We start from the raw sequence: 21,882 nt of genomic DNA, 5'->3' as shown, positions 1-21,882 counted from the left end.
ATAAGGCAAGCGAGGACAACTGATGAATATTATGACGGTGGAACACCTCTCCAAGAGCTACGGGGAGAAAACCTTGTTCCGTGATGCCTCCTTTGGCATGGACGACAGGGATAAGATAGGCGTAATTGGCGTCAACGGCACGGGAAAATCAACCTTTCTGAAGATTATCGCCGGGCTCGATACAGCAGATGAAGGGCAGATTAGCATCGGCAATGATGTGCGGGTGCAGTTTCTGGCCCAGAATCCGCCTTATGAGCCTGGAAATACGGTCCTGCAGCAGGTATTTGCCGGAGAGGACCCGGAGCTTGCGACGATGCGGGAATATATGGAGGTTATGTCTCTTCTGGAGCAGAATCCGGGAGATTCAGGGCTGGAGAGCAGGCTTGTCCGGATTGGACAGGCCATCGATGCCGCTGGCACCTGGCAGCTCGAGAGTGAGGCCAAGACAGTCCTCACGAAGCTGGGGATTACCCGCTTCGATGCCCGGATGGAGAGCCTGTCGGGCGGACAGCGCAAGCGCGTAGCGCTGGCGGCGGCACTGATTACGCCGTCGGAGCTGCTGATTCTGGATGAGCCTACCAACCATATTGATACGGATTCCGTAGCTTGGCTGGAGCAGTATCTGCAGAAGCGGCGCGGGGCGCTGCTGATGGTCACGCATGACCGTTATTTCCTGGAACGGGTAGCCAGTGTAATGCTTGAGCTGGACGGCGGGAATCTGTACCGGTATGAAGCGAACTATTCGCGGTTCCTGGAGCTGAAGGCAGACCGTGAAGAACGGGAGGCTTCGGCCGAGCAGAAGCGCAAGAATCTGCTGCGCACCGAGCTGGCCTGGATTCGCCGCGGGGCTAAGGCCCGCTCCACGAAGCAGAAGGCGCGGATCGACCGCTTCGAGAAGCTCAAGGAGAGCACGGGAGGCGCATCGGCATCATCTATGGATATCTCTGTAGCCTCCACCAGACTGGGCCGCAAAATCATTGAGATTCAGGATCTCACCAAATCGCTGGATGGCCGGACCTTAATCAAGGATCTGAATTATATTGCTGTGCCGCAGGACCGTGTGGGGATTGTCGGCAAGAACGGCAGCGGCAAGTCCACGCTGCTTAACCTGATTGCCGGTAAGCTTACCCCGGACAGCGGTGAGGTGCAGCTCGGAACAACCGTGAAGCTGGGCTATTTCACCCAGGAGCATCAGGACATGGATCTCAGCCTGCGGGCGATCGAGTATGTGAAGGAAGAAGCCGAGATCATCAAGACCGCAGACGGCAGTGTCATCACCGCCGGGCAAATGCTGGAGCGCTTCCTGTTCCCGCCCGCGATGCAGTGGACGCCAATCTCCAAGCTGTCCGGCGGCGAGAAAAGACGTCTCTACCTGCTGCGCGTCCTCATGGGAGCCCCGAACGTGCTGCTGCTCGATGAGCCGACGAATGATCTGGACATCGGTACACTCGCTGTGCTGGAGGATTACCTCGATGAATTCCCCGGTGTAGTCTTCACGGTATCGCATGACCGTTACTTCCTGGACCGCACCGTGGATAAGCTGATTGCCTTCGAGGATGGGGGCATCCGCCTGCATGTCGGCGACTATAGCGAATATGAAGAGTGGCTGGCGAAGAATGTCCCATCCGGCAGCGGGAACGCCGGCAAGGCAGACGGCGGCTCCGGCCGCAGTGCCAGCGGGGCTGGTGCCGCTGCTGAGCAGGGCGGGAATGCTCAGGCCGGGTCAGCGCCGCGCGAGAAGCTGAAATTCACCTTCAAGGAGCAGCGCGAGTATGAGGGCATCGACGAGGCCATCGAACAGGCAGAGCAGCATCTGACAGACATCTCGGCCCAGATGGAAGCGGCCTTCGCCGACTCCGGCAGGCTGCAGGAGCTGGTGGAGAAGCAGCGGCAGGCCGAGGCAGAGCTGGAGCGCCTGATGGAGCGCTGGACGTATCTCAATGAGCTGGCGGAGAAGATCGCGGGTAAGTAACACCGCGGTACAGAAGGAGGGAACAGTGGCTGTGACTCATACGATAGAAGCTGCTGTGCAGCTCCGGTCCTCTGGCCGGGCAGAAGAAGCAAGGACCCTGCTGCTAGAGCTACTGTCAGCAGACGGGAGCAATGCCGAGCTGCATTATCAGCTGGCATGGACGCATGATGTGCTGGGCTTGGAGCGTGAGGCGGTGTCCTATTACGAGCAGAGTCTTGCCCTGGGGCTTCCAGATGCGGAGCAGAAGGCAGGCGCGATGCTGGGCCTGGGCAGCACCTACCGGACGCTCGGGCAGTATGCGGAGTCCCGTGTGGTGCTGGAGCAGGGAGCGCTTGAATTCCCGCAGCGTGCGGAATTCAAAGCTTTTCTGGCCATGACGCTGCATAATCTCGGTGTACACACCCAAGCTATGGAGCTTCTGCTTACCCTGCTTGCGGATACATCCGCCGATCCCGGTATCCGGGATTACCGCAAGGCCATTAAATACTATGCGGACAAGCTGGAGCAGGTATGGCCTTAACCGGGGGATGCAACATCTCACGCGTGAACACAGCCCTAATCCTCAAAGTCAGAGGGTATGCGGAAATCCTGCCCAAAATGCAACATCTCTCTCGTTATCTCAGCTCTAATCCGCAAATGTTGCCCAAAATGCAGGATTATTCCTCACCGGAGCCGGTGGGCAGGGGAATTGTTGCAATTTGTGCAGGAATCCCTGCAAATATTCAATTATGGGCGGGCCAGGTTGCAATAGTTGCAACATTTCGGCCGTGTAAAGTAATATTTGTCTAATTACTATATCACCATGGTTAACTAAAAAGGCAGCACCAGCTATTGAAATGAGCTGGTGCTGCCTTTTGTACTTGTTTACTAATATCCAGGTCGTGTTGCTATAGAAAGTGACCCGCCGTGGGGAGCAGCCCGATCAGTTCGCCCCAACATAAGCCGCCAGCAGCTTAGCCGTATTTAGCACAGCCTGCTTGTGGGTACGCTCCATGGAGTGCGAGGCGTGTACGCCCGGTCCGATCAGTGCGGCCCGGATGTTATTTCCGCCGCGCAGCGCAGCAGAGGCGTCGGAGCCGTATTGCGGATAGATATCGACCGCGAATGGAATAGCCAGACCGTTCGCCAGCTCGATCATGCGGCTGGTCATGGCATAGTCATACGGGCCGGAGGAGTCCTTGGCACAGATGGAGACATCCGTCTCTTTGCAGCTGAGGTCATCGCCCATCGCGCCCATGTCCACAGCGATCATCTCATTGATCTCCCCTGGAATCCAGGCAGCGCCGTGACCTACCTCTTCATAGTTGGAGATGAGCAGGGACAGGTTATGCAGCGGCTTCCAGCCTTCGCGCCGGATGCTCTCCAGCAGCCCGAATAAGGCAGCTACACTGGCTTTGTCGTCCAGATGGCGGGATTTGATATATCCGCTGGGGGTGAGCACCGCCCTTGCATCGAACGAAATGAAGTCACCTACCGAAATCCCCAGCTTCAGCACATCATCCTTGGTGGAGACCAGCTCATCAATCCGGATCTCCATGTTCTCTTCCGCACGCTTGAAATCACGGGCATCGGCATACACATGCACAGATGGATGACTGGTCAGGATCGTACCGGTATAAGTTAAGCCGCTGCGGGTATGGATGATGCAATATTCATTCTCAATGCTGTTCATGCTGAAGCCGCCCACAGAGGTTAAGCGGAGAGTACCATTAGACTTAATGGAGCGGACCATGGCACCGAGCGTATCCACATGGGCGCTGATGCCGATCGTGCGCGAAGGGTCAAGTCCGGGTACGGTGAGCATCGCGCCGCCTTTTTCATTCCAGGTAAGCGGAATATTGAGCGCTGCCGCTTCTTCGGCCACGAGTGCCATCACCTGGGCGGTGAAGCCGCTGGGGCTTGGGGTGTCGAGCAGTTTTTTGAGCAGATTCAGAATATATTCTTCATTGGGCTGGATGGTAAGCAAGGATAGTTCCTCCTATTCGTCTATGGGTTACAGCCGGGATGATCCTTCTGGCGTAAAGGGGTCACTCTCAGCAGGGATAGGTTCCATGTTGATACTATTAGCGTCACGCAGCTTGGCCAGCTCGGCATTCAGGCTCTTAATCTGCTTCTGCAGCTTGTACTGGCGGAAAATTCCGTACGAACCTACAACCACGCCGCCGATCAGCGCACAGCCAAGAATAACGAGGATAAGCGGAATGCTGACAAAGTCAAACCCGAAATTAACGGGCACCGTATCCACATTCATTACTGCGAATACTGCAGTCAGCAGAGCGAAAAATAAACCTAATATAAGTGACCATTGAAATTTCATATAGCTTCCTCCTCAGGATGATCTGACAATACAAATCCCCTGCCATCAAAGGGCAAGGGATTACTGTTATACTAAGCGTTCTGTCTTACTTGGTCAACTGTTCCATCTGCTCAATGACGCTCTCAAATACGCTCATGGCTTCACGGATCGGCTCAGGAGACGACATATCAACCCCCGCCTTGCTCAGGATGTTAATGGAATAATCACTGCCGCCGCTCTTCAGGAAGCCGAGGTAACGGTCAACCGCCGGTTTGCCTTCCTCCAGAATCTGTTTGGCGAAGCTCGTCGCCGCCGAGAAGCCGGTAGCATATTTGTAAACATAGAAGCTGTTGTAGAAATGCGGAATCCGCGCCCATTCCATCTCAATATCCTGATCAATCACCATATCCTTGCCGTAATATTTGACATTCAGATCGTAGTAGATCGCAGAGAGATCCTGCGGTGTGAGCGATTCGCCTTCTTCGGCACGCTGGTGAATGATTTTTTCGAATTCAGCGAACATCGTCTGCCGGAATACCGTCGTGCGGAACTGGTCGGCATAATAGGTGAGCAGGTACATTTTTTCCTTCGGATCTGTGGATTTGTTCAGCAGGTAATCCATCAGCAGCGCCTCATTGGTAGTAGAAGCAACCTCCGCCAGGAAAATAGTGTACTGCGCGTCCCGGTATTTCAGCGCTGTGTCCGAATAGTAGGAGTGCAGGGCGTGACCCATCTCATGTGCCAGTGTGAACATGCTGTTCAGATTGTCATTATGGTTCAGCAGCACGTAAGGATGGGTGCCGTAAGCCCCCCAGCTGTATGCGCCGGAGCGTTTGTTCTCGTTCTCGTAGACATCGATCCAGCCTTTGTCATAGCCTTCCTGCAGAACACTAAGGTAGCCCTCGCCAAGCGGCTTCAGGCCTTCCTTGGTAATCTTCTTGGCCTCGTCAAACGTAATATCCAGCTTATATTCGTCCACCAGCGGAGCGAACAAGTCATACATATGTAGCTCATCTACCCCAAGCAGCTTCTGGCGCAGCTTCATATAACGGTGCATCAGCGGCAGACTCTCGTGAATCGTATCGATCAGATTCGTGTAGACTTCCTTCGGAATATTGTCGCCGTAGAGGGACATTTCCAGCACGGAAGGATATTTGCGCACACGGGAGTAAAAGACATTCTTATTCACATTCGCGCTCAGCGTGGCGGCAATCGTGTTCTTTTGCTTGCCGTAAGTTTCATAGACCGCTTTGAAGGCGTTCTTGCGTATCTCACGGTCCGGGCTTTCGAGGAATTGAATATAGCTTCCGTGGGTCAGCTCAACTTCCTTGCCTTCTTCGTTCTTAATCTTAGGGAACTTCAGATCCGCATTATTCAGCATGCTGAATACAGTTTGCGGGGCCTGGGCGATCGTGCTGACCTGAGCCAGCAGCGCTTCTTCCGCCTTGGACAGGACATGGGCCTTCTCACGCTTCATTTCAGTCAAGGTGAAGGTGTAGTAGGAGAGCGAAGGGTCAGCGATGAACTGGTCCAGTGTCGCGTCAGGCAGGGCCAGAATCTCAGGTGTGACAAAAGAAAGAGCTTCACCCGCTTCAACGCCAAGCTTCTTGGCCTTGGAGGAGAGAGCCTGGTACTTCGGAGCCGCTGTATCCTCGTCCTGGCGCATATGCGCATAGACATAGAGGCGTTCAGTCAGCAGGGACAGCTTATCGTCCAGCTCGAAGCACTTCTTCAGGGCATCCGGAGAATCCAGCTTCCCCTGGAAGGAGGCAGCGCTTGTAATCAGCGCCTTCACTTCCTTATATTCGGCATCCCATTGCTCCTCTGAAGCAAACATATCTTCAAGCTTCCAGCGGTTCTCGGCGGGCACTTCACTTCTCTTAGGTAATTGTTCCATAGAAATCCTCCTCGGTAGATGGGATGCGGCTGGGCTGCTCTCCGCCTGCGGGAGCGCTGAGGACAGATTTCCTTGCAGCAGGCTGAGCGCAAGCAGGAGCGGGAGTGATTTGGCGGTAACGGACATGACGGCAGCCTCCTGATTCTCAAAGTCTGCTTAGTATGCCCTGCCAATTCATGTTTATTAAATCTTGCTTACAGATGAAGTTATGTGAGCAGGCTATAAATAATGAAGACAAAAGCCAGCGCAATCATAATGACTGCGGTCAATGCCATCCCGCGCTTCAAGCGCGGGGGCATTTTGTCCTTGCTCATAATCAGTACGGCACCCAGGCACAGGACGACAATGACATAAATGACAAGACTCTCATTATCCATGCCGGACTATACCTGTTTGAAGGCTGCGATGATATTCTTGTACTCTTCTTCATTATCCTTGTAGGATTCTTTATTGAAGCGGTTGTTCACCCACTGCATCATAGCCGGACGGCTCATGAAGGTATGCGTTTCTTCTCCCCATTGGTCGGAGATTTCACGAAGGATAATATAACGTCCCTGAACCTCCACCGTCATCATGTTCCACTTGTCTGTTTTGTATATTTCATGTTTTTTGATCATTATCATTACCACCCTGGCGATTTTTGGCTTTTGGGTCAATGATAACGCACCGGAGAAGGGAAAAGCAAATTAAATCATGAAATCAGGGAAAAGATGGATTGCTTTACAAGTATAGAAAGAGTATAATGTAAGCATACGCCATATATGGCGGTATTTTTAGGAGGTTGTTCATTTGAAAGGTACAGTAAAATGGTTTAACGCAGAAAAGGGTTATGGTTTCCTTCAAGTTGAAGGCGGCGAAGATGTTTTCGTTCACTTCTCAGCGATTCAAGGCGACGGATTCAAGACTTTGGACGAAGGCCAAGCGGTAGAATTCGATGTTACGGACGGTAACCGCGGTCCACAGGCAGCGAACGTAGTTAAATTATAAAATACGGCCAAGGCAGAGCTTCTGTCAGCCGCAATATATATATTTGATCTAGCACGCACTGGCATAAGTAGCATCAGGCAGCTTGAGCAGCACAGTTCCTTCGGGGGCTGTGTTTTTTTATTGGTTAGGAAATTATGATTTACGTCCGATGTGGATAAGTTACGCATAAAGTTAATAGGAATGACTTCGCTGATTTCAGCGAACAGCAGGATATGGTCGAAAAACCGACTACATCCGGTACGGAAGGGGCGAGTGGGCGGGATGTGGTCGAAAAACCGACCACATTCGGTGCGGCAGAGGGGCAAGGGCCGGATATGGTCGAAAAACCGACCATATTCGGTGCGGAAGAGGCGAGTGGGCGGGATATGGTCGAAAAACCGACCACAATGGGGATGCCGGAGCATTTTGTTATGCTGCGGCGGGCCCGGTGGTGTTATATCCTTCCCCGCCCATAATCAGTCAGAGCGGGGTCTTGCTCTTACGCCGCAGCGGGCGGTCCGTGCCGCCCCCGAGGTCCATCAGATGCTTGGACAGGAAGCCGATGAAGGCCAGAACCGAGAAGCCGGTAGCAACCAGATAGAATACAATCCGGCCGGCATCCTGGTAGATCAGTCCGCCGAAGGTGCCGCTGAGCAGACCTGCGCCGCTGGACCATACGACGGTGAAGAGTGCCATTCCGGTTGCCCGCAGGTGATCAGGGATGATCCGAGTAATGTAGCGGACCGCAGTTACATAATAAATGCCAAACGAAATGCTGTGCATGGCCTGAATGGCAACCACGGTACCCGGCTCCCGGGCCAGCGACATGAACAGAAAGCGCAGCGTGAACATCAGGCTGGCAAAAGCAAGCAGCGGCAGCTCCTTGAACTTGTCGCCATATCTGCTGAGCAGGAAGAAGATGGGGATCTCACTGAGCGCTGAAGCCAGCAGCGCCCAGCCGACAACTTCATCTCCTGCATTCATGCCCTTGAGGCTGATCGTCAGGAAGGCCTCGTTCATCCGGTAGCCGATGGCGAGCAGGAATACAGAGCCGAAGAACCACAGTACTTCCTTTTGCAGCAGAATCTCGCGGAGTCCGGCGCCCTTCAGCGGTCTGTCCGTAGACTCCTTGTCTACAGAGAGCGGAGCCGCCTCGGTTCGCTTCACATCCTTCAGCCCAATCGTAATCAGCAGCGCGGTTACGACAATCACAATACAAATCGCTACGCTGTACTGAGGTCCCAGCGTTCTGAGTACATAGCCGATTGTAAGGGCGAAGAAGGAGTATCCGAGCGAGCCGAATACACGGATGGCAATGAAATTCCGCCCGTGACGCTGGGCAATTTTAATTGCCATCGTATCTGCCAGTGGAAAGACAGGGTAATAGAAGAAATAGAAAAAGGATAAAATAAGCATGACACTCGAGAAATCGGTGGCTCTGGCCAGAATAATGGCGGTGATCAGCTGGCCTCCAAGCAGGAGAGCCATAATCTTACGGACGGTACCCAGCCGGTCGCTCATCATACTCCAGAACAGATTAGAGAGAATCGAGATTAACGGGCCTACCGAGTAGAGCAGACCCATTTGCGGACTGCTGAAGCCTAAGTGGGCATAAAATAACGGGAAATAAGAAACAACCAGCACACTGGTGCCGTACAGCGTAAACATAAAGGATCGCAGCCAGTTTTGATCACTGTATTGGCCGCCGCTCCGCCTCGCATTCATGATTGTGCACTCCTTCGGGATATAGAAAAGTATAGTATAGCATAAAGCGGAGAGGCCGGGGGATTCGTATAATATCGATTTTCTGAATCTTTCAAGAGTTTGCGAAAGTGATTTTGTTGTTTGTACAAATCCGCTCTGCATATTATAATAATCATGATTTGGATAAGGAGACAACAATGTGGAGGCACTGTCATTGAATGAATTTGAGCAAGGCCGTAACCGTAGTCCGCGCGGTCCTATTGGACTCATGAAGAGGGTCTATAAGTACGTGCTGCCGGAAGTGCGATCATGTCTCGATTCCTGGCGCAAGGATGCAGAAGGAATTCCCGATCCCGAGCTCCGTAAGCAAGCGCTTGCCAGCATTGAAACGAAGCAGTTTCATTGCGAAGGCGGCGGAATCTATGCCGCCGGCAATTTGTCGATGAGACATATACTGATTCCGCTAATTGTTGCTTATCAGACGATCAGTGATTATTTGGACAACCTGTGTGACCGCAGTACTTCGCTTGATCCGGCCGATTTCCGGTTGCTGCATAAGTCCATGCTGGATGCTGTTACCCCCGGCGCGGAGCCTGTGAACTATTACGCGCTGCGCACGGAACAGAATGACGGCGGATACCTGCACAGACTGGTCCGCAAATGCCAGGAGATGACCTCCCGGCTACCTGGCTACGGTGCTGCTACTGAAGAGGTCTATAATCTGGCTGTATTGTACACTGATCTTCAGGTCTATAAGCACATTCACCCGGAGCTTAGAGAAGCTGCCCTCAAGGAATGGTGGGAGAAGGAGGGGTACCGCGCGCCTCATCTCCAGTGGAATGAATTTGCGGCCGCAACCGGTTCAACCCTGGGCGTATTCATGCTTTTTCTGGCATCCTGTGATCCTAAGCTAAGCACAGTGGCATCATCATCCATTCGTGCTGCTTATTTTCCGCATGTGTGCGGTCTGCATATCATGCTGGATTATCTGATTGACCAGGATGAAGACCGGGCCGGCGGTGATCTCAATTTCTGCAATTATTATGAGAATACGGATATGATGCTGAACCGGATCGCTTCCATTGTGGAGTGGGCCCGTAAGGATGTCCGGAGTCTTCCTGAGAACTCCATGCACCGTATGATCATCGAAGGACTGCTGGCCCTGTATTTATCCGATCCCAAGGTTAGTGAGCAACGCGAGGTCCGCTCGGTATCCCGGAGGCTGATGAAGAATAGTCCGCTGACCAGACTCTTCTTCTTCGTCAACAGCCGCTGGATACGCAAACACATGTATTAGATGCTGCCGGATCTTCTCCAGGTAAGGGGAGAAACTGGCACAAATTTAAGGAGGAACTAACAGAATGTCAAACGTAAAAAAAATCGCAGTATTAACCAGTGGAGGAGACTCCCAGGGGATGAACGCCGCAGTGCGTGCGGTTGTCCGCAGCGCGATCTACTTCGGAATTGAAGTATTCGGCATTCAGCGCGGGTATCAGGGCCTGTTGAACCGCGACATTTTCCCGATGGATCTGCGCAGTGTCGGAGATATCATCCAGCGCGGAGGAACGGTTCTGCAGTCTGCACGCTGTCTGGAGTTCATGAAGCCGGAAGGCCAGCAGAAAGGTGCTGACATTCTGAATGAGCTCGGCATCGACGGTCTGGTTGTTATCGGCGGAGACGGCTCTTACCATGGCGCCAACAAGCTCAGCAAGCTTGGAATCAAGACGATGGCTCTGCCGGGTACCATTGATAATGATATATCGTTCACAGACTACACTATCGGATTCGATACTGCCGTTGGCGTGGTAGTGGATGCGATCAATAAATTGCGCGACACCATGTCATCCCATGAGCGTTCCTCCATCGTAGAGGTTATGGGGCGTCACTGCGGAGATATCGCTCTGCATGCAGGTCTTGCTTCCGGGGCGGAGACGATTCTGGTGCCGGAAATGCCTTATGACCTGAATGAGGTAGCTGACCGGATGAAGGATAATTTCGCACGCGGCAAACGTCACAGTATCGTCATTGTAGCTGAAGGCGTCGGCAAGGGTGAGGATGTTGCTCAGGCACTCAAAGACCGCCATGCTTCCCTGGATGCCCGTGTTACGGTACTGGGACACATTCAGCGCGGAGGTACTCCAACACCAGGAGACCGTAACCTCGCCAGCCGTCTGGCTGATTTCGCGGTCCGTAAGCTGATCGAAGGCGAATCGGACAAGGCATGCGGAATTATTAAAGGGGAATTGACCCTGACCGATATCGATAAGGTAGTGAATACGAAGAAGGATTTCAATATCGAGCTGTATGAGCTGGCTTCCCGTTTGTCCCAGTAAGAGCAGCAGAATTTATAGGATCTTCAAATTTCACCGGAGCAGCAAGCCTTCCATCACCGGAAGGGGCTGCTCTTTTTTGACTTGACAGTATACCCCCACCCGTATATATTAATACCCATAGGGGTATACAATTAGGAGGGAATAAGCATGAGTAGAACTATAGTCATTATCGGCGGTGTTGCCGGAGGGGCATCCGCTGCGGCACGCCTAAGAAGACTGAACGAAGAAGACAACATTATCATGATTGAGCGGGGAGAGCATGTTTCTTTTGCCAATTGCGGGCTGCCTTATTATATTGGGGAGAGTATTGATTCCCGGGACAAGCTGTTTCTGCAGACACCGGCTGGAATCCGGGCACGCTTCAATATTGATGTGAGAATCTTTACCGAGGCGACAGAGATTGACCGTGAACATAAGCAGGTACACTGCCGCAATGTTACAACAGGCGAGACACTGCAGATTCCATATGATATCTTAGTACTCTCACCGGGAGCGAAGCCGATAGTTCCTCCGATTCCGGGTATTTCAGAGGCTGAGAACCTGTTCACCTTAAGGAATATTCCTGATACAGACCGTATCAAGGCCTATGTGGACAGCCGTCACCCCCGGCATGCCACTGTAATTGGTGCAGGTTTTATTGGTCTTGAGATGGCGGAGAACCTGCGGGAGCGGGGGCTTGATGTCACTGTGATTGACCGGGGGCAGCAGATTCTGAACCCGCTTGATCTCGAGATGGTTCGTCCGCTGGAAGAGCACATGCGTTTGCACGGGGTGGAACTGCGGATGAATGAGGGTGTAGAGGCTATTGAACAGCAAGGCAGCCTGCTCCGTCTCTCCTCCGGCGGGGAGCTTAGAACGGATATGGTTATCTTGGCGATTGGGGTCAGTCCTGAGAATGACCTGGCACGGAGCTGCGGGCTGGAGCTGGGCATCCGGGGATCGGTTAAGGTCAATGCTTCGCTACAGACCAGTGATCCGGCCATCTATGCCGTAGGGGATGTCATTGAAGTGAAGGACCGCGTTCAAGGGTTCGATACCATGGTCTCCCTGGCCTGGGGAGCGAACCGGCAGGGGCGTCTGGCCGCCGATCATATCAACGGCCGGGAAGCCTCTTACACTGGGGCATTAGGTACTGCGATTATCAAAATTTTCGATATGACTGCTGCGCTGACCGGGAACAACGAGAAGACACTTAAGTCGCTTGGGGTACCTTATGAAGCTGTGCATATCCATCCGAATTCTCATGCCGGTTACTACCCCGGTGCTGCACCGATAGCGCTTAAGCTGCTGTTCAACCCGCAGACAGGAGAGATTTATGGAGCACAGGCGGCCGGAAGTGCCGGAGTGGACAAAAGAATAGATGTCATTGCCACCGCGATCCGCAGCAAGCTTAAGGCAGATGAGCTGGCCGATCTGGAGCTGGCGTATGCGCCGCCGTATTCCTCGGCCAAAGATCCGGTCAATATGGCGGGCTATGTTGCCTCCAATCTGATGGAGGGACTCGTCCGTAATCTGCAATGGCATGAAGTGGACGAATTCACACGTAGTGGCGGCCTCGTCATTGATGTCAGAGACGAAGCAGAGCGTTTAGCCGGTTTCATTCCAGGTTCCATCAACATTCCGCTGGCTGGGCTGAGAGACCGGCTCACAGAGATTCCTGGGGATCGGGAGATCGCCGTGTCCTGCCAGGTAGGGCTGCGCGGCTACATTGCTGCCCGCATGTTAATCCAATACGGATATGCAGTACGAAATGTTGACGGAGGGTACAAAACATACGCAGCGATGGCAAGGGGGAATAACACTGATGATTCCGGGAAAAGAGAGACGCCGGCTTTAAAAGTGAATGCCCCGTCTCCCGCCAGTATAGTCCATAGCCACGAACAGCTCAGCCCTAAGCCGCAGCTCCTGCTGGATGCTTGCGGATTACAGTGCCCCGGCCCTATACTCAAAGTATATGAGACTATAAGCTTAATGGAGGAAGGCCAGCGGGTTGAGATCACTGCAACGGATTTCGGTTTTGCCGCTGATATCAGGCAGTGGTGCAGCAAGACAGGGAACACACTGGAATCAGTGGATGTATCCGGGGGCAAGGTTCAGGCGTTGATACGGAAGGGAGTAGATCCGGCAGACAGAACCGTAGTTCCGGCGGAACAGGCAGCCGTCTCTGAAGGAACCACGATGATTGTATTCAGCGGTGATCTGGATAAAACTATCGCTTCCTTCATTATTGCAACAGGCGCCGCAGCGATGGGCAAGCAGGTAACCATGTTCTTTACCTTCTGGGGGCTTAATGTTCTGCGCCGGGGGCAGTCTCCGCAGGTGAAGAAGAATGCTCTAGACCGGATGTTTGGCATGATGATGCCGAAGGGAACGCGGAAGCTTCCCTTATCCCGCATGAACATGGGCGGGCTTGGGTCGAAGCTGATCCGCTATACTATGGGCCGCAAGAATGTGGAATCCCTGGAGAATCTGATGCAAGGCGCACTGAATGCCGGGGTTAAGCTGATGGCCTGCACGATGAGCATGGACATCATGGGCATCAAGCAGGAGGAATTAATTGAAGGTGTAGACTTCGGCGGTGTTGCCAGCTATCTTGGAGCTGCCGAGGATTCCGGCGTGAACTTATTCATCTAGAGGGGGCCAAGGGACAGTGGAGTATGATAAAGCTATTAGCAACCGGTTGAAGCGTATCGAAGGTCAGGTGAGGGGAGTACTCGGGATGCTGGAGGAAGGCAAAGATTGCCGCGAGATCGTGACTCAGCTGACAGCGATCCGAACAGCCGTAGACCGCTCTATTGGTGCAGTGATCGGAGACAATCTGGAGCACTGTATTCAGGAAGAGCTTGCGAAGGGGAACTCCCCTGATCAAGTGATTAAGGAAGCAGTAGATTTGCTTGTAAAGAGCCGTTAATGAAGAACAGCCACAGACGAAGGAGAGTACTCTTCCTTATCTGTGGCTGTTCTTGTTATAAGACAAGAACTTTTTTGTGGAGCTCCGTGCTATTTCATGCCTTCTCCGGGGCGAATCTGCGCTGCACCCTGACGAGCCGGCCCAGGAGCAGAATTGCGCCGATTCCAAGGCCGGTAATGAGTCCGATCCAGTAGCCGTAAGCCCCAAGCTCAGTATAAGTGGCGAGCAGGTAGCCGACGGGCAGGCCGATCACCCAATAGGCTATGAAGCAGATGACGAACGCAGGATTAACATCCTTATATCCCCGCAGCACACCTTGAGTCGGGGTTGCGATGGCATCGGAGATCTGGAAGAAGATCGCGTAGATCAGGAAATGCTGGATCAGCGAGATCACTTCTTGGTCATCCGAATACAGTCCGGCGACATGATTCCCGGCGAAGAGCAGCACCAGCGCTGTGAGCAGTGAGAGGACAGCCGCCGTACCAATGCCCATAATGCCATACTGGCGCGCATCCCTCAGCCGGCCGGAGCCGCTCTCGAAGCCGACGAGAATCGTCAGACTCATGCAGATGCTCAGTGGAATCATATAGAGGGTGGAGGCGAAGTTAATGGCGGCCTGATGGGCAGCGATTGTAATGGTATCGAAGCGGCTCATCAGCAGGGTTACAGCCGAGAACACCGCCGTCTCGAAAAAGATCGAAAAGCCGATAGGCACACCAATCTTCAGCAGCTCCTTGAGACTTACCAGGGACACCGCGTGAAATTTACGGAAAATCTGCAGATTGCGGAAAGGCTCAGCCCGGTAGACGAAGATTAGGGCAATCAGAAAAATGACCCAATACGTGATCGCAGAGGCTACGCCTGCGCCTACTCCGCCAAGGCGGGGGAAGCCGAAGTTGCCGAAGATCAGCAGATAGTTAAGCCCCACATTGACCGGCAGGGCAATCAGGGTGATGAACATGGAGACACGGGTCTGACCCAGGGCATCAATACAGCTGCGGACAACGGTATAGCCGAACAGCGGAATAATGCCGAAGGAAATAGCACCGAGGAAGCGGAAGGCAATATCTCGTACCGCAGGCTCCAAATTCATGAAATTCAGGATCGGTGTGAGAGCGAGGCTGCCAAGAAACAGCACGAGCACGGATACGATCAGGGAGAGCCAAATGCCCTGCATCACCTGGTTAGCCACATCCTTCCCCCGCTTGCTGCCGAGGAGATGAGACACAATGGGTGTAATCCCCATAAGAATACCGCTAAGGCCTGTCTGGATCGGAATCCACAGGCTTGTGCCGATGGCTACGCCGGCCAGATCATTCGTGCCGAATTTGCCGGACATATTGGTGTCGAAGAAGGTAATGGCCGACAATGCAATCTGAGTAATCAGAATCGGAAGCAATATATGCAGGAATTGCCCAGCCTTTTGTTTAATGGAAGTTGTCTGTTTCATAATGATCAATGCCCCGTTATCTTTATTTTGAATACTTATTTTCCCAGTGTGAATATTCCCAGTAAAAAGCCCGGCAGCTGCCGGGCTCTGGATATCATGCGGCTATGGATACATCCGGATAATTGCAGAAAGCTTATTGGTCATACTTCACATCGGCGGTGTAGCGGTTGTTGGCATTCCATAGCAGGAATTCGTCAATATTCTGATCCTTCAAGGCACGGATCTGATCTTCAACCTGCTTCTTGCCGTATTTGACATAATGCCCGCTGCCCAGCCAGCTGGCGGTGAAATCCTGAATCCATGGGCGGATGACCGGCTTGTAGCTGCCTAGCGGATTGAGCTTCTTGTGTGTATCGACCATTGAGCCCTTAATGGTAGCATAAGGGTCTTTGTCCGGGTCCTTCACATCGAACCAGCCGGTGGAGTAATGGCTCGGATAGACCATCGGGCTGATAACATCGACATTCTTGGAGATCTTCACGAAGTCCTGTCCGATGCCTTCTGCGGCAGGTACCGAGGCGGCATATCCGAAGATATCTACAGAGATCCGAACTCCCAGCGGAGCGAGCTCAGCTTTGGCATACTTGACAAAGTCGGCGATGATTTCCACGCGCGGTCTGTCACTCTTCGTGTATTTCAGAGTGTCCGCACGCTTCTCGAAGCCTTCAGGGAAGCGTACATAGTCAAACTGGATTTCCTTGAACCCGAGCTTAACGGCTTCCTTGGCAATATCTACGTTATACTTCCACACATTTTCATTATAAGGATTGACGAAGCTGTCTCCGCCCTTGTTGGCCCAGACAGAGCCGTCTTTGTTGACGAAGGATAATTCCTTGTTCTTCTTGGCGAGCACTGAATCCTTGAATACTACGATCCGCGCAATCGGGTAGACATCATGCTCCTTCAGGCGGGTCATCAGCTTGTTGATATCCCCTATGAACGGCTGGGGATGCCCCATTTGCTGAAGCTCAGCATTGTCCGTCTTGTAGGTGATATATCCGGCATCATCCTTAATATCGATGACCATGGAGTTGAGCTCAGTCTTGTCCAGCAGGGCAAGCAGGGTCTCCATCCGTGCGCCACCGGCGCTGTAGGCAGTCACGTATATCCCTTTAACCTTGGGAGCATCCGGCTGCGGATCGGCAAGACGCGCTGTCTCCGGCGATGCGCTTGGTGAAGGTGCAGGAGAGGCAGTGCCGCCTCCGTTCGGTGATGCTGCTGGATCCGGATTGGTGGTGTGTTCTGCGACGATGGGGGGATTCATGGCGCCCTGCAAGACTGCTGCCACATCGGCCTCATGTCCTTGATTCGGGACACCTACGCCTCCCAGGGCCATCATCAGTAAAGCCCAGGTGATATTCATTTCTTATTCGCTCCCTTTATGTACATTCCTTATAAAGTATAAGGTAACGGATGCACCCAAAAAGAACAGACTTGTAACAATACCCGTAATTTTTTGAGGTCATATTTCCGCTCTTGTTGTTTATAAACGGGATGCACAGATTTTGAACCGCTGATTATAAAAGTAAATGCCGCCCCGGACTGGCACGAAGGCCAATGACCAGGACGGCAACTATTACAACTTGCTCTTTAGGGCAGCTTGCTTAATGAAGATACGCAGAATTCTGATGCTCGCAAATGCTGTAATGGATGATATCCATGGCATCTGCCGGTTCCAGAATACTCAGACCGTCACGCAGTACGATTACAGAATTGAGTTCGTCCTGCTTCAGGAACGGTATCATATCCGGATACCACCTCATGACGATTGCTGACAGTTTTACCGTTTCCATTTCCACAAAAATCACCCTTTCCTTTTTCGAATCGAACTGAATCAGAATTCAGGGTCCACCCGGAAAAACGAAGTGCCTGGAAAAAAGAGGGTAAATCACAATCTTCATGAAATTGTTAAGGTCCTGCGTAGCTATAATATAACATAATTTGAACGGATAAGCATTTTCTTATGAATTACCGTTTGCGGAAAGAGCCCATCACACCGACAGTTTCAACGATATTTACAAAAGCCTGCGGGTCGCTTGTTTTAATAATACGTTTCAATTCTGCAAGCTCATACCGTGTGGTCACTGTCATTAGCATGTCCCGTTCTACATGAGAATAAGCACCTTCTGTCTTAAATTTTGTAACGCCGCGCTGAAGGCCCAGCAATTGCTGCAGCAGCTCGTCAGTCCGGTTGGTGATAATGTACACGGTAACTTTGATGTGGCTGATATGAATCAGGTCGACCACCTTGCCGGTGACGTAAATGGAGACCATCGAGGCCAGCGCCAGATTCCAGTTGTCGTCAAAATAAGCCGCAGCAAGAATGACGAGACCATTGAGACCGACCAGCACACTGCCTACCGGGAAATCCCGGTACCGTGTTATAATGGAGCCCAGAATATCGAAGCCGCCTGAGGAGCCTCCTACACGGAAGGAGATGCCCGCACCGGCACCCACAAGCACCCCGCCGAAGACAGAGGCAAGCAGCATATCCGAGGATACTTGAAAGACCGGTACCACCGTCATCAGCCAGGTGGTAGCCCCTACAGAGACCATGCTGAGAATGATAAACCGGCGGCCGAGCTGGAACCATCCGGCGACAAGCAGCGGGATATTGAAGAGTAAATACAGTAAGCTGATATTAAAAGGAGTGAAATAACCGGCCAGCATGGCGAGGCCGGATACGCCTCCGCTGAGCAGTCTGTGGGGGATCAGGAACAGATTAAAGCCGCTTGCGATCATCGCTGAACCGAAGAGGACGGCAAGAAAGCTCCCGAATAATCTTAGTTTAACCAAGCAAATTCACCTCTGAGTGTAGTGTGAGTGTCATGTAAGTAATGAAAGTAAGGAATACACTGGTATTCCTGATTGGGTTTGTGATATAATGTATAGGATATTCTTGAGTAGGACGTTACAATGGTATTTTTGCATTGCTTAGAATGCGAAGCTACAATTGTCAGGTGTATGTAGTGGCCTGATCATAGGACAGTTGTTTGTCCCAATACGCGCTAAACCATGCAGAAAATCCGGCATGATTGGACAGCCTATAAATGTGTTTACCGCTACTTAAGAATACAGACAAGCATGTGGAATGTCCACTGTATAGAAGGAGCATGAATAATTTGAAAACATTCGCAGAATTCGGCTTGGAGCCAAAAGTACTTCAAGCAATCACAGAGCTAGGATTTGAGGAAGCAACACCAATCCAGGAACAGGCTATCCCGCTTGCTATGGCCGGATCGGATCTTATCGGACAGGCACAGACGGGTACAGGTAAGACCGCAGCCTTCGGGATTCCCCTCATCTCCAAGATCGCAAGAGAAGAAGATAAGATTCTGGCACTGGTAATGACGCCAACACGTGAGCTGGCCATCCAGGTCGCTGAAGAAATCGGTAAGTTGACCCGCTTCAAAGGACTTCGTTCACTGGCTATCTACGGCGGGCAGGATATCGGCCGCCAGATCCGCGGACTGAAGAGAAAACCACAGATTATTATTGGTACACCAGGACGCCTCCTGGACCATATCAACCGCAAGACCATCCGCCTGGATGATGTTCAGACGATCGTACTGGATGAAGCCGATGAAATGCTAGATATGGGCTTCATGGAGGATATCCAGACCATCCTCAAGCTCGTTCCCGAAGAACGTCAGACCATGCTCTTCTCGGCTACTATGCCTCCTAACATTCAACGCCTTGCCCAGCAGTTCTTGAAGAACCCGCAGCATGTATCCGTAATTCCTAAACAGATTAGCGCACCGCTTATCGACCAGGCTTATGTTGAAGTGCCTGAACGCCAGAAATTCGAAGCGCTTAGCCGCTTGATTGACATGGAATCGCCAGATCTGGCAATTGTATTCGGCCGCACGAAGCGCCGGGTAGACGAGCTTGCAGAAGGCTTGCAGAAGCGCGGATATTCCGCTGACGGCCTGCATGGCGACTTGTCGCAGAACCAGCGGGATGCTGTAATGCGCAAATTCCGCGACGGCAGCATTGATGTACTGGTTGCTACAGACGTAGCTGCACGCGGCCTGGACGTATCCGGCGTAACGCATGTAATCAACTTCGACCTTCCGCAGGACCCGGAGAGCTATGTACACCGTATCGGCCGTACAGGCCGCGCCGGCAAAGAAGGAACAGCCTGGTCCTTCGTAACTCCGCGCGAAATGGATCACCTGCACCTGATCGAACGCGTGACCCGTCACCGCATTACCCGCAAACCGCTTCCTACGATGGCCGAGGCTATTGAAGGCAAACAACGCATTACAGCAGAACGTCTGCTTGCAATGGTTGAGGTTGGCGAACTGAACGAATACAAAGGCATTGCCATTCAATTGCTGGAGCAATATGATTCTGTACAGCTGCTGTCCGCAGCTATGAAGCTTCTTACCGGCGATAACAAGGATGCGCAAATTGAGTTGACTCCTGAAGATCCGATCCGTGCCAAGCGCCGCGGCGGCAAGAACGACATCCGCAGCGGGCGTAAGCCTAACGGCGGCTATGGCGGCAACCGTTCCGGTTCCGGTTCTAGCTCCGGTGGCGGCTATCGCGGCAACCGAGACAATGCAAGCGGCGGCGGCTATCGCGGAAATCGTGACAATGCCAGCAGCGGCGGAAGCACCCGTGGCGGCTACAGCAGCGGCTATGGCGGCAACAGCGGAAGCGGCAGCAGCTACGGCGGCGGCTACAAAGGCAACCGTGATGGAGCGAGCCGTAACACAGACGGAAGACCGTCCTCGCGTCCGAGCAGCACAAGCACCCGCCCGGCCAAGCAGGATTTTGACGCTTAAGCTATAACAAAACACCTTGAAGAAGACGAGCAACCGTTACCGGTTCCCGTCTTCTTTTTTTGCTGTGGATTCACTTAGATGAAGGTACGGCTGATGATGACCAGCAGGATGAAGAGCACGAGAATTGTTCCGGTGGAAGTCCAGGGATTGCAGCAGCCAGGTGCGGACATGAGGTCAACCTCCTTTGAGCATGGGGGATTTGTTGTGGTTACAATGTAATATATGGACGTATTGCAGAGCTTGCTTAGACACTTACCTAGAACTTGTAAACTTGGGCGCTGGAAAAGTCCTGTACAAACAGGTATAGTTAAGATACGCAGTATGCACAAGATAGACAGGAGGAAGGGAATTGGAGTTTAAAGGAGCAATGGGCGGTATATACCGCATCACGGAATGGATCACACGCATCGCCTTCAGCAATATTTTATGGGCATTGTGTTCGATACCGTTTCTGTTCGCAGGAATTATGAAGATCCTCATGCTGGGTTCAGGAGCAGGCGGACCGAATGAGCAGATTATGCTGAACTGGGTACTTGGTGTATTCGCGCCATTCACTGTATTTCCGGCTACGTCGGCGTTATTTACAGTGGTGCGCAAATGGGTAATGGGCAATACCGATGTAAGTACATTCCGCACTTTTTTTCAGGGATACAAAGAGAATTATCTGAAAAGCATGCTGGGAGGGCTTATCTACACCCTGCTGTTTGTCGTGATGTACGTTGATGTGACCGTATACATGACGCAAATGCCGAATTTCAAGATCGTCGGTATCCTGATGCTGGTGCTGATGATTATTTTGTTCGTATCGATGTTTAACTTCTTCTCCATCGTGGTTCACTACCAGATGACGTTCAAGGAAGTGGTAACCAATTCGATTCTGCTCACGATCGCCCGGCCGATCCGTGTGTTCTCGACGTTGATTGGTTCAGGCGTTCTTCTCTATATAGGTCTGCGGTATCCGGTGCTTTATGTGCTGTGTATTCCTACGCTGATTGCTATGCTCGCCTTCTTTAATTTCTTCGCTACATACAATAAGCTGCAACTTCAGGTGGAGAAGAAGAAGCTGGCTGAAGAACAGGCCGCGCTGGAAGCAGCTGAGAATGAAGGTCTGCCGGCCGATGATGATGACGATGATGACGAAGACGAGGATGAAGACGACAGAGATAAGTACACCGGTAAGGATTTCAAGCGGACTTAACATTCCCTTGATCATGAGGGCAGCAATGTCAACGGAAAATGATCCCGGCGTTAAATAAAGCGTATACAGGTTTACTTTTTCGTCAAAACGCACTATAATGTTAATAAATCCTGCGATGTACGTTATGGTTGCTCGTTGTTTTGAACCAATGATAATGTCTTGGGAGATCTACATGAAGCGCGGCTGAACAGCCCTGTCTATATGACCTGGGGAATTCAAAAACGACTTCTGCGGTCACCCACCTGCTCTAGCAGGTTCAGAAGACACTGCAGCCGGACGGCATAGGCGGGTTTTCTAATGGAATTGACAAGGCATCCTGTTACCTGCTCACTAGCGGGTAGAGGGTGCCTTTTTCAAGGTTAAAG

The 21,882-nt window shown here is 52.2% G+C and carries 21 protein-coding genes and 1 other RNA gene; 11 read left to right on the top strand and 11 right to left on the bottom strand.

What is annotated here, in order from left to right; genetic code table 11:
• The first annotated feature begins 22 nt into the window (after positions 1-22).
• Together J2Z70_RS14955 and J2Z70_RS14950 are read left to right on the top strand one after the other, a co-directional pair.
• Entirely contained in the window at positions 23-1,972 is a 1,950-nt protein-coding gene (locus J2Z70_RS14955) for an ABC-F family ATP-binding cassette domain-containing protein (RefSeq protein WP_036725238.1), read from the top strand.
• 31 nt (positions 1,973-2,003) lie between these two features.
• Complete coding sequence (locus J2Z70_RS14950) at positions 2,004-2,492, top strand: tetratricopeptide repeat protein (RefSeq protein WP_342593018.1); 489 nt, start codon at positions 2,004-2,006, stop codon at positions 2,490-2,492.
• Positions 2,493-2,894: 402 nt separating this feature from the next.
• Here the strand turns inward: J2Z70_RS14950 and J2Z70_RS14945 are convergent, their stop codons facing one another.
• The 5 genes from J2Z70_RS14945 to J2Z70_RS14925 form a co-directional block, all read right to left on the bottom strand.
• A complete protein-coding gene (locus J2Z70_RS14945) occupies positions 2,895-3,938 on the bottom strand; it encodes a M42 family metallopeptidase (RefSeq protein ID WP_036725236.1) in 1,044 nt (347 codons plus the stop codon).
• 27 nt (positions 3,939-3,965) lie between these two features.
• On the bottom strand, positions 3,966-4,289 hold the full coding sequence (locus J2Z70_RS14940) for a LapA family protein (protein ID WP_036725233.1): 324 nt from the start codon (positions 4,287-4,289) through the stop codon (positions 3,966-3,968).
• A gap of 85 nt (positions 4,290-4,374) precedes the next feature.
• Positions 4,375-6,165 carry an oligoendopeptidase F gene (gene pepF, locus J2Z70_RS14935; RefSeq protein ID WP_209874287.1) on the bottom strand — a complete coding sequence of 597 codons (1,791 nt, stop codon included), beginning with the start codon at positions 6,163-6,165 and terminating at the stop codon, positions 4,375-4,377.
• A 206-nt stretch (positions 6,166-6,371) separates the two neighbouring features.
• Positions 6,372-6,542 (bottom strand): hypothetical protein, encoded by a 171-nt coding sequence (locus J2Z70_RS14930; protein WP_209874284.1) that lies wholly within the window; start codon positions 6,540-6,542, stop codon positions 6,372-6,374.
• 6 nt (positions 6,543-6,548) lie between these two features.
• Positions 6,549-6,782: a hypothetical protein gene (locus J2Z70_RS14925; RefSeq protein WP_036702226.1), complete on the bottom strand. Its 234-nt coding sequence runs from the start codon at positions 6,780-6,782 to the stop codon at positions 6,549-6,551.
• Between the two features lie 172 nt (positions 6,783-6,954).
• Between J2Z70_RS14925 and J2Z70_RS14920 the strand changes: the two genes are divergently transcribed.
• Together J2Z70_RS14920 and J2Z70_RS14915 are read left to right on the top strand one after the other, a co-directional pair.
• Positions 6,955-7,152, top strand: a complete 198-nt coding sequence (locus J2Z70_RS14920) for a cold shock domain-containing protein (protein WP_036725228.1) — start codon at positions 6,955-6,957, stop codon at positions 7,150-7,152.
• Between the two features lie 212 nt (positions 7,153-7,364).
• On the top strand, positions 7,365-7,607 hold the full coding sequence (locus J2Z70_RS14915) for a hypothetical protein (RefSeq protein WP_209874281.1): 243 nt from the start codon (positions 7,365-7,367) through the stop codon (positions 7,605-7,607).
• Positions 7,608-7,611: 4 nt separating this feature from the next.
• On the opposite strand, the gene J2Z70_RS14910 is transcribed toward J2Z70_RS14915, so the two are convergent.
• Positions 7,612-8,856, bottom strand: coding sequence for an MFS transporter (locus J2Z70_RS14910; protein ID WP_209874278.1), 1,245 nt, complete (start codon positions 8,854-8,856; stop codon positions 7,612-7,614).
• Positions 8,857-9,049: 193 nt separating this feature from the next.
• Here J2Z70_RS14910 and J2Z70_RS14905 point away from each other — a divergent pair, with 193 nt between their 5' ends.
• The 4 genes from J2Z70_RS14905 to J2Z70_RS14890 all read left to right on the top strand — a co-directional run bounded on the left by J2Z70_RS14905 (position 9,050) and on the right by J2Z70_RS14890 (position 14,079).
• On the top strand, positions 9,050-10,132 hold the full coding sequence (locus J2Z70_RS14905; protein ID WP_076078515.1) for a tetraprenyl-beta-curcumene synthase family protein: 1,083 nt from the start codon (positions 9,050-9,052) through the stop codon (positions 10,130-10,132).
• A gap of 64 nt (positions 10,133-10,196) precedes the next feature.
• A complete protein-coding gene (gene pfkA / locus J2Z70_RS14900; RefSeq protein ID WP_036725223.1) occupies positions 10,197-11,168 on the top strand; it encodes a 6-phosphofructokinase in 972 nt (323 codons plus the stop codon).
• 147 nt (positions 11,169-11,315) lie between these two features.
• Positions 11,316-13,802 (top strand): CoA-disulfide reductase, encoded by a 2,487-nt coding sequence (locus J2Z70_RS14895; RefSeq protein WP_209874275.1) that lies wholly within the window; start codon positions 11,316-11,318, stop codon positions 13,800-13,802.
• 16 nt (positions 13,803-13,818) lie between these two features.
• Positions 13,819-14,079 carry a metal-sensitive transcriptional regulator gene (locus tag J2Z70_RS14890; protein ID WP_036725219.1) on the top strand — a complete coding sequence of 87 codons (261 nt, stop codon included), beginning with the start codon at positions 13,819-13,821 and terminating at the stop codon, positions 14,077-14,079.
• A gap of 94 nt (positions 14,080-14,173) precedes the next feature.
• Here the strand turns inward: J2Z70_RS14890 and J2Z70_RS14885 are convergent, their stop codons facing one another.
• The 4 genes from J2Z70_RS14885 to J2Z70_RS14870 form a co-directional block, all read right to left on the bottom strand.
• Positions 14,174-15,529 carry an MATE family efflux transporter gene (locus J2Z70_RS14885; protein WP_209874272.1) on the bottom strand — a complete coding sequence of 452 codons (1,356 nt, stop codon included), beginning with the start codon at positions 15,527-15,529 and terminating at the stop codon, positions 14,174-14,176.
• A 133-nt stretch (positions 15,530-15,662) separates the two neighbouring features.
• Positions 15,663-16,892, bottom strand: a complete 1,230-nt coding sequence (locus tag J2Z70_RS14880) for a putative glycoside hydrolase (protein ID WP_209874269.1) — start codon at positions 16,890-16,892, stop codon at positions 15,663-15,665.
• Positions 16,893-17,133: 241 nt separating this feature from the next.
• Positions 17,134-17,322, bottom strand: a complete 189-nt coding sequence (locus J2Z70_RS14875) for a hypothetical protein (protein ID WP_171718441.1) — start codon at positions 17,320-17,322, stop codon at positions 17,134-17,136.
• Between the two features lie 175 nt (positions 17,323-17,497).
• On the bottom strand, positions 17,498-18,325 hold the full coding sequence (locus J2Z70_RS14870; protein WP_281068179.1) for a YitT family protein: 828 nt from the start codon (positions 18,323-18,325) through the stop codon (positions 17,498-17,500).
• Positions 18,326-18,651: 326 nt separating this feature from the next.
• On the opposite strand from J2Z70_RS14870, the gene cshA reads away from it, so the two are divergent.
• Complete coding sequence (gene cshA, locus J2Z70_RS14865) at positions 18,652-20,319, top strand: degradosome RNA helicase CshA (protein ID WP_209874266.1); 1,668 nt, start codon at positions 18,652-18,654, stop codon at positions 20,317-20,319.
• 74 nt (positions 20,320-20,393) lie between these two features.
• Here the strand turns inward: cshA and J2Z70_RS14860 are convergent, their stop codons facing one another.
• The gene (locus J2Z70_RS14860; RefSeq protein ID WP_036702210.1) at positions 20,394-20,489 is read right to left on the bottom strand and encodes a hypothetical protein; all 96 of its coding nucleotides are present in this window, start codon (positions 20,487-20,489) and stop codon (positions 20,394-20,396) included.
• 179 nt (positions 20,490-20,668) lie between these two features.
• Here J2Z70_RS14860 and J2Z70_RS14855 point away from each other — a divergent pair, with 179 nt between their 5' ends.
• Together J2Z70_RS14855 and ssrS are read left to right on the top strand one after the other, a co-directional pair.
• Positions 20,669-21,517, top strand: a complete 849-nt coding sequence (locus tag J2Z70_RS14855; RefSeq protein WP_209874263.1) for a YesL family protein — start codon at positions 20,669-20,671, stop codon at positions 21,515-21,517.
• A 104-nt stretch (positions 21,518-21,621) separates the two neighbouring features.
• Positions 21,622-21,813: non-coding RNA, 6S RNA (ssrS, locus tag J2Z70_RS14850), on the top strand.
• Positions 21,814-21,882 lie beyond the last annotated feature (69 nt).

The sequence above is a fragment of the Paenibacillus silagei genome (assembly GCF_017874735.1).
GTDB lineage: Bacteria > Bacillota > Bacilli > Paenibacillales > Paenibacillaceae > Paenibacillus_AQ > Paenibacillus_AQ silagei.
Note: the sequence above shows the minus strand (reverse complement) of the source record. Positions and strands in the feature narration are given on the sequence as shown.

What these genes read in the sequence shown, in the direction of transcription:
- J2Z70_RS14955 (WP_036725238.1), top strand. Translation starts at nt 23, where the DNA reads ATGAATATTATGACGGTGGAACACCTCTCCAAGAGCTACGGGGAGAAA.
- J2Z70_RS14940 (WP_036725233.1), bottom strand. Translation starts at nt 4,289, where the DNA reads ATGAAATTTCAATGGTCACTTATATTAGGTTTATTTTTCGCTCTGCTG.
- pepF (WP_209874287.1), bottom strand. Translation starts at nt 6,165, where the DNA reads ATGGAACAATTACCTAAGAGAAGTGAAGTGCCCGCCGAGAACCGCTGG.
- J2Z70_RS14930 (WP_209874284.1), bottom strand. Translation starts at nt 6,542, where the DNA reads ATGGATAATGAGAGTCTTGTCATTTATGTCATTGTCGTCCTGTGCCTG.
- J2Z70_RS14925 (WP_036702226.1), bottom strand. Translation starts at nt 6,782, where the DNA reads ATGATCAAAAAACATGAAATATACAAAACAGACAAGTGGAACATGATG.
- J2Z70_RS14915 (WP_209874281.1), top strand. Translation starts at nt 7,365, where the DNA reads ATGGTCGAAAAACCGACTACATCCGGTACGGAAGGGGCGAGTGGGCGG.
- J2Z70_RS14910 (WP_209874278.1), bottom strand. Translation starts at nt 8,856, where the DNA reads ATGAATGCGAGGCGGAGCGGCGGCCAATACAGTGATCAAAACTGGCTG.
- pfkA (WP_036725223.1), top strand. Translation starts at nt 10,197, where the DNA reads ATGTCAAACGTAAAAAAAATCGCAGTATTAACCAGTGGAGGAGACTCC.
- J2Z70_RS14895 (WP_209874275.1), top strand. Translation starts at nt 11,316, where the DNA reads ATGAGTAGAACTATAGTCATTATCGGCGGTGTTGCCGGAGGGGCATCC.
- J2Z70_RS14885 (WP_209874272.1), bottom strand. Translation starts at nt 15,529, where the DNA reads ATGAAACAGACAACTTCCATTAAACAAAAGGCTGGGCAATTCCTGCAT.
- J2Z70_RS14880 (WP_209874269.1), bottom strand. Translation starts at nt 16,892, where the DNA reads ATGAATATCACCTGGGCTTTACTGATGATGGCCCTGGGAGGCGTAGGT.
- J2Z70_RS14875 (WP_171718441.1), bottom strand. Translation starts at nt 17,322, where the DNA reads ATGGAAACGGTAAAACTGTCAGCAATCGTCATGAGGTGGTATCCGGAT.
- J2Z70_RS14860 (WP_036702210.1), bottom strand. Translation starts at nt 20,489, where the DNA reads ATGTCCGCACCTGGCTGCTGCAATCCCTGGACTTCCACCGGAACAATT.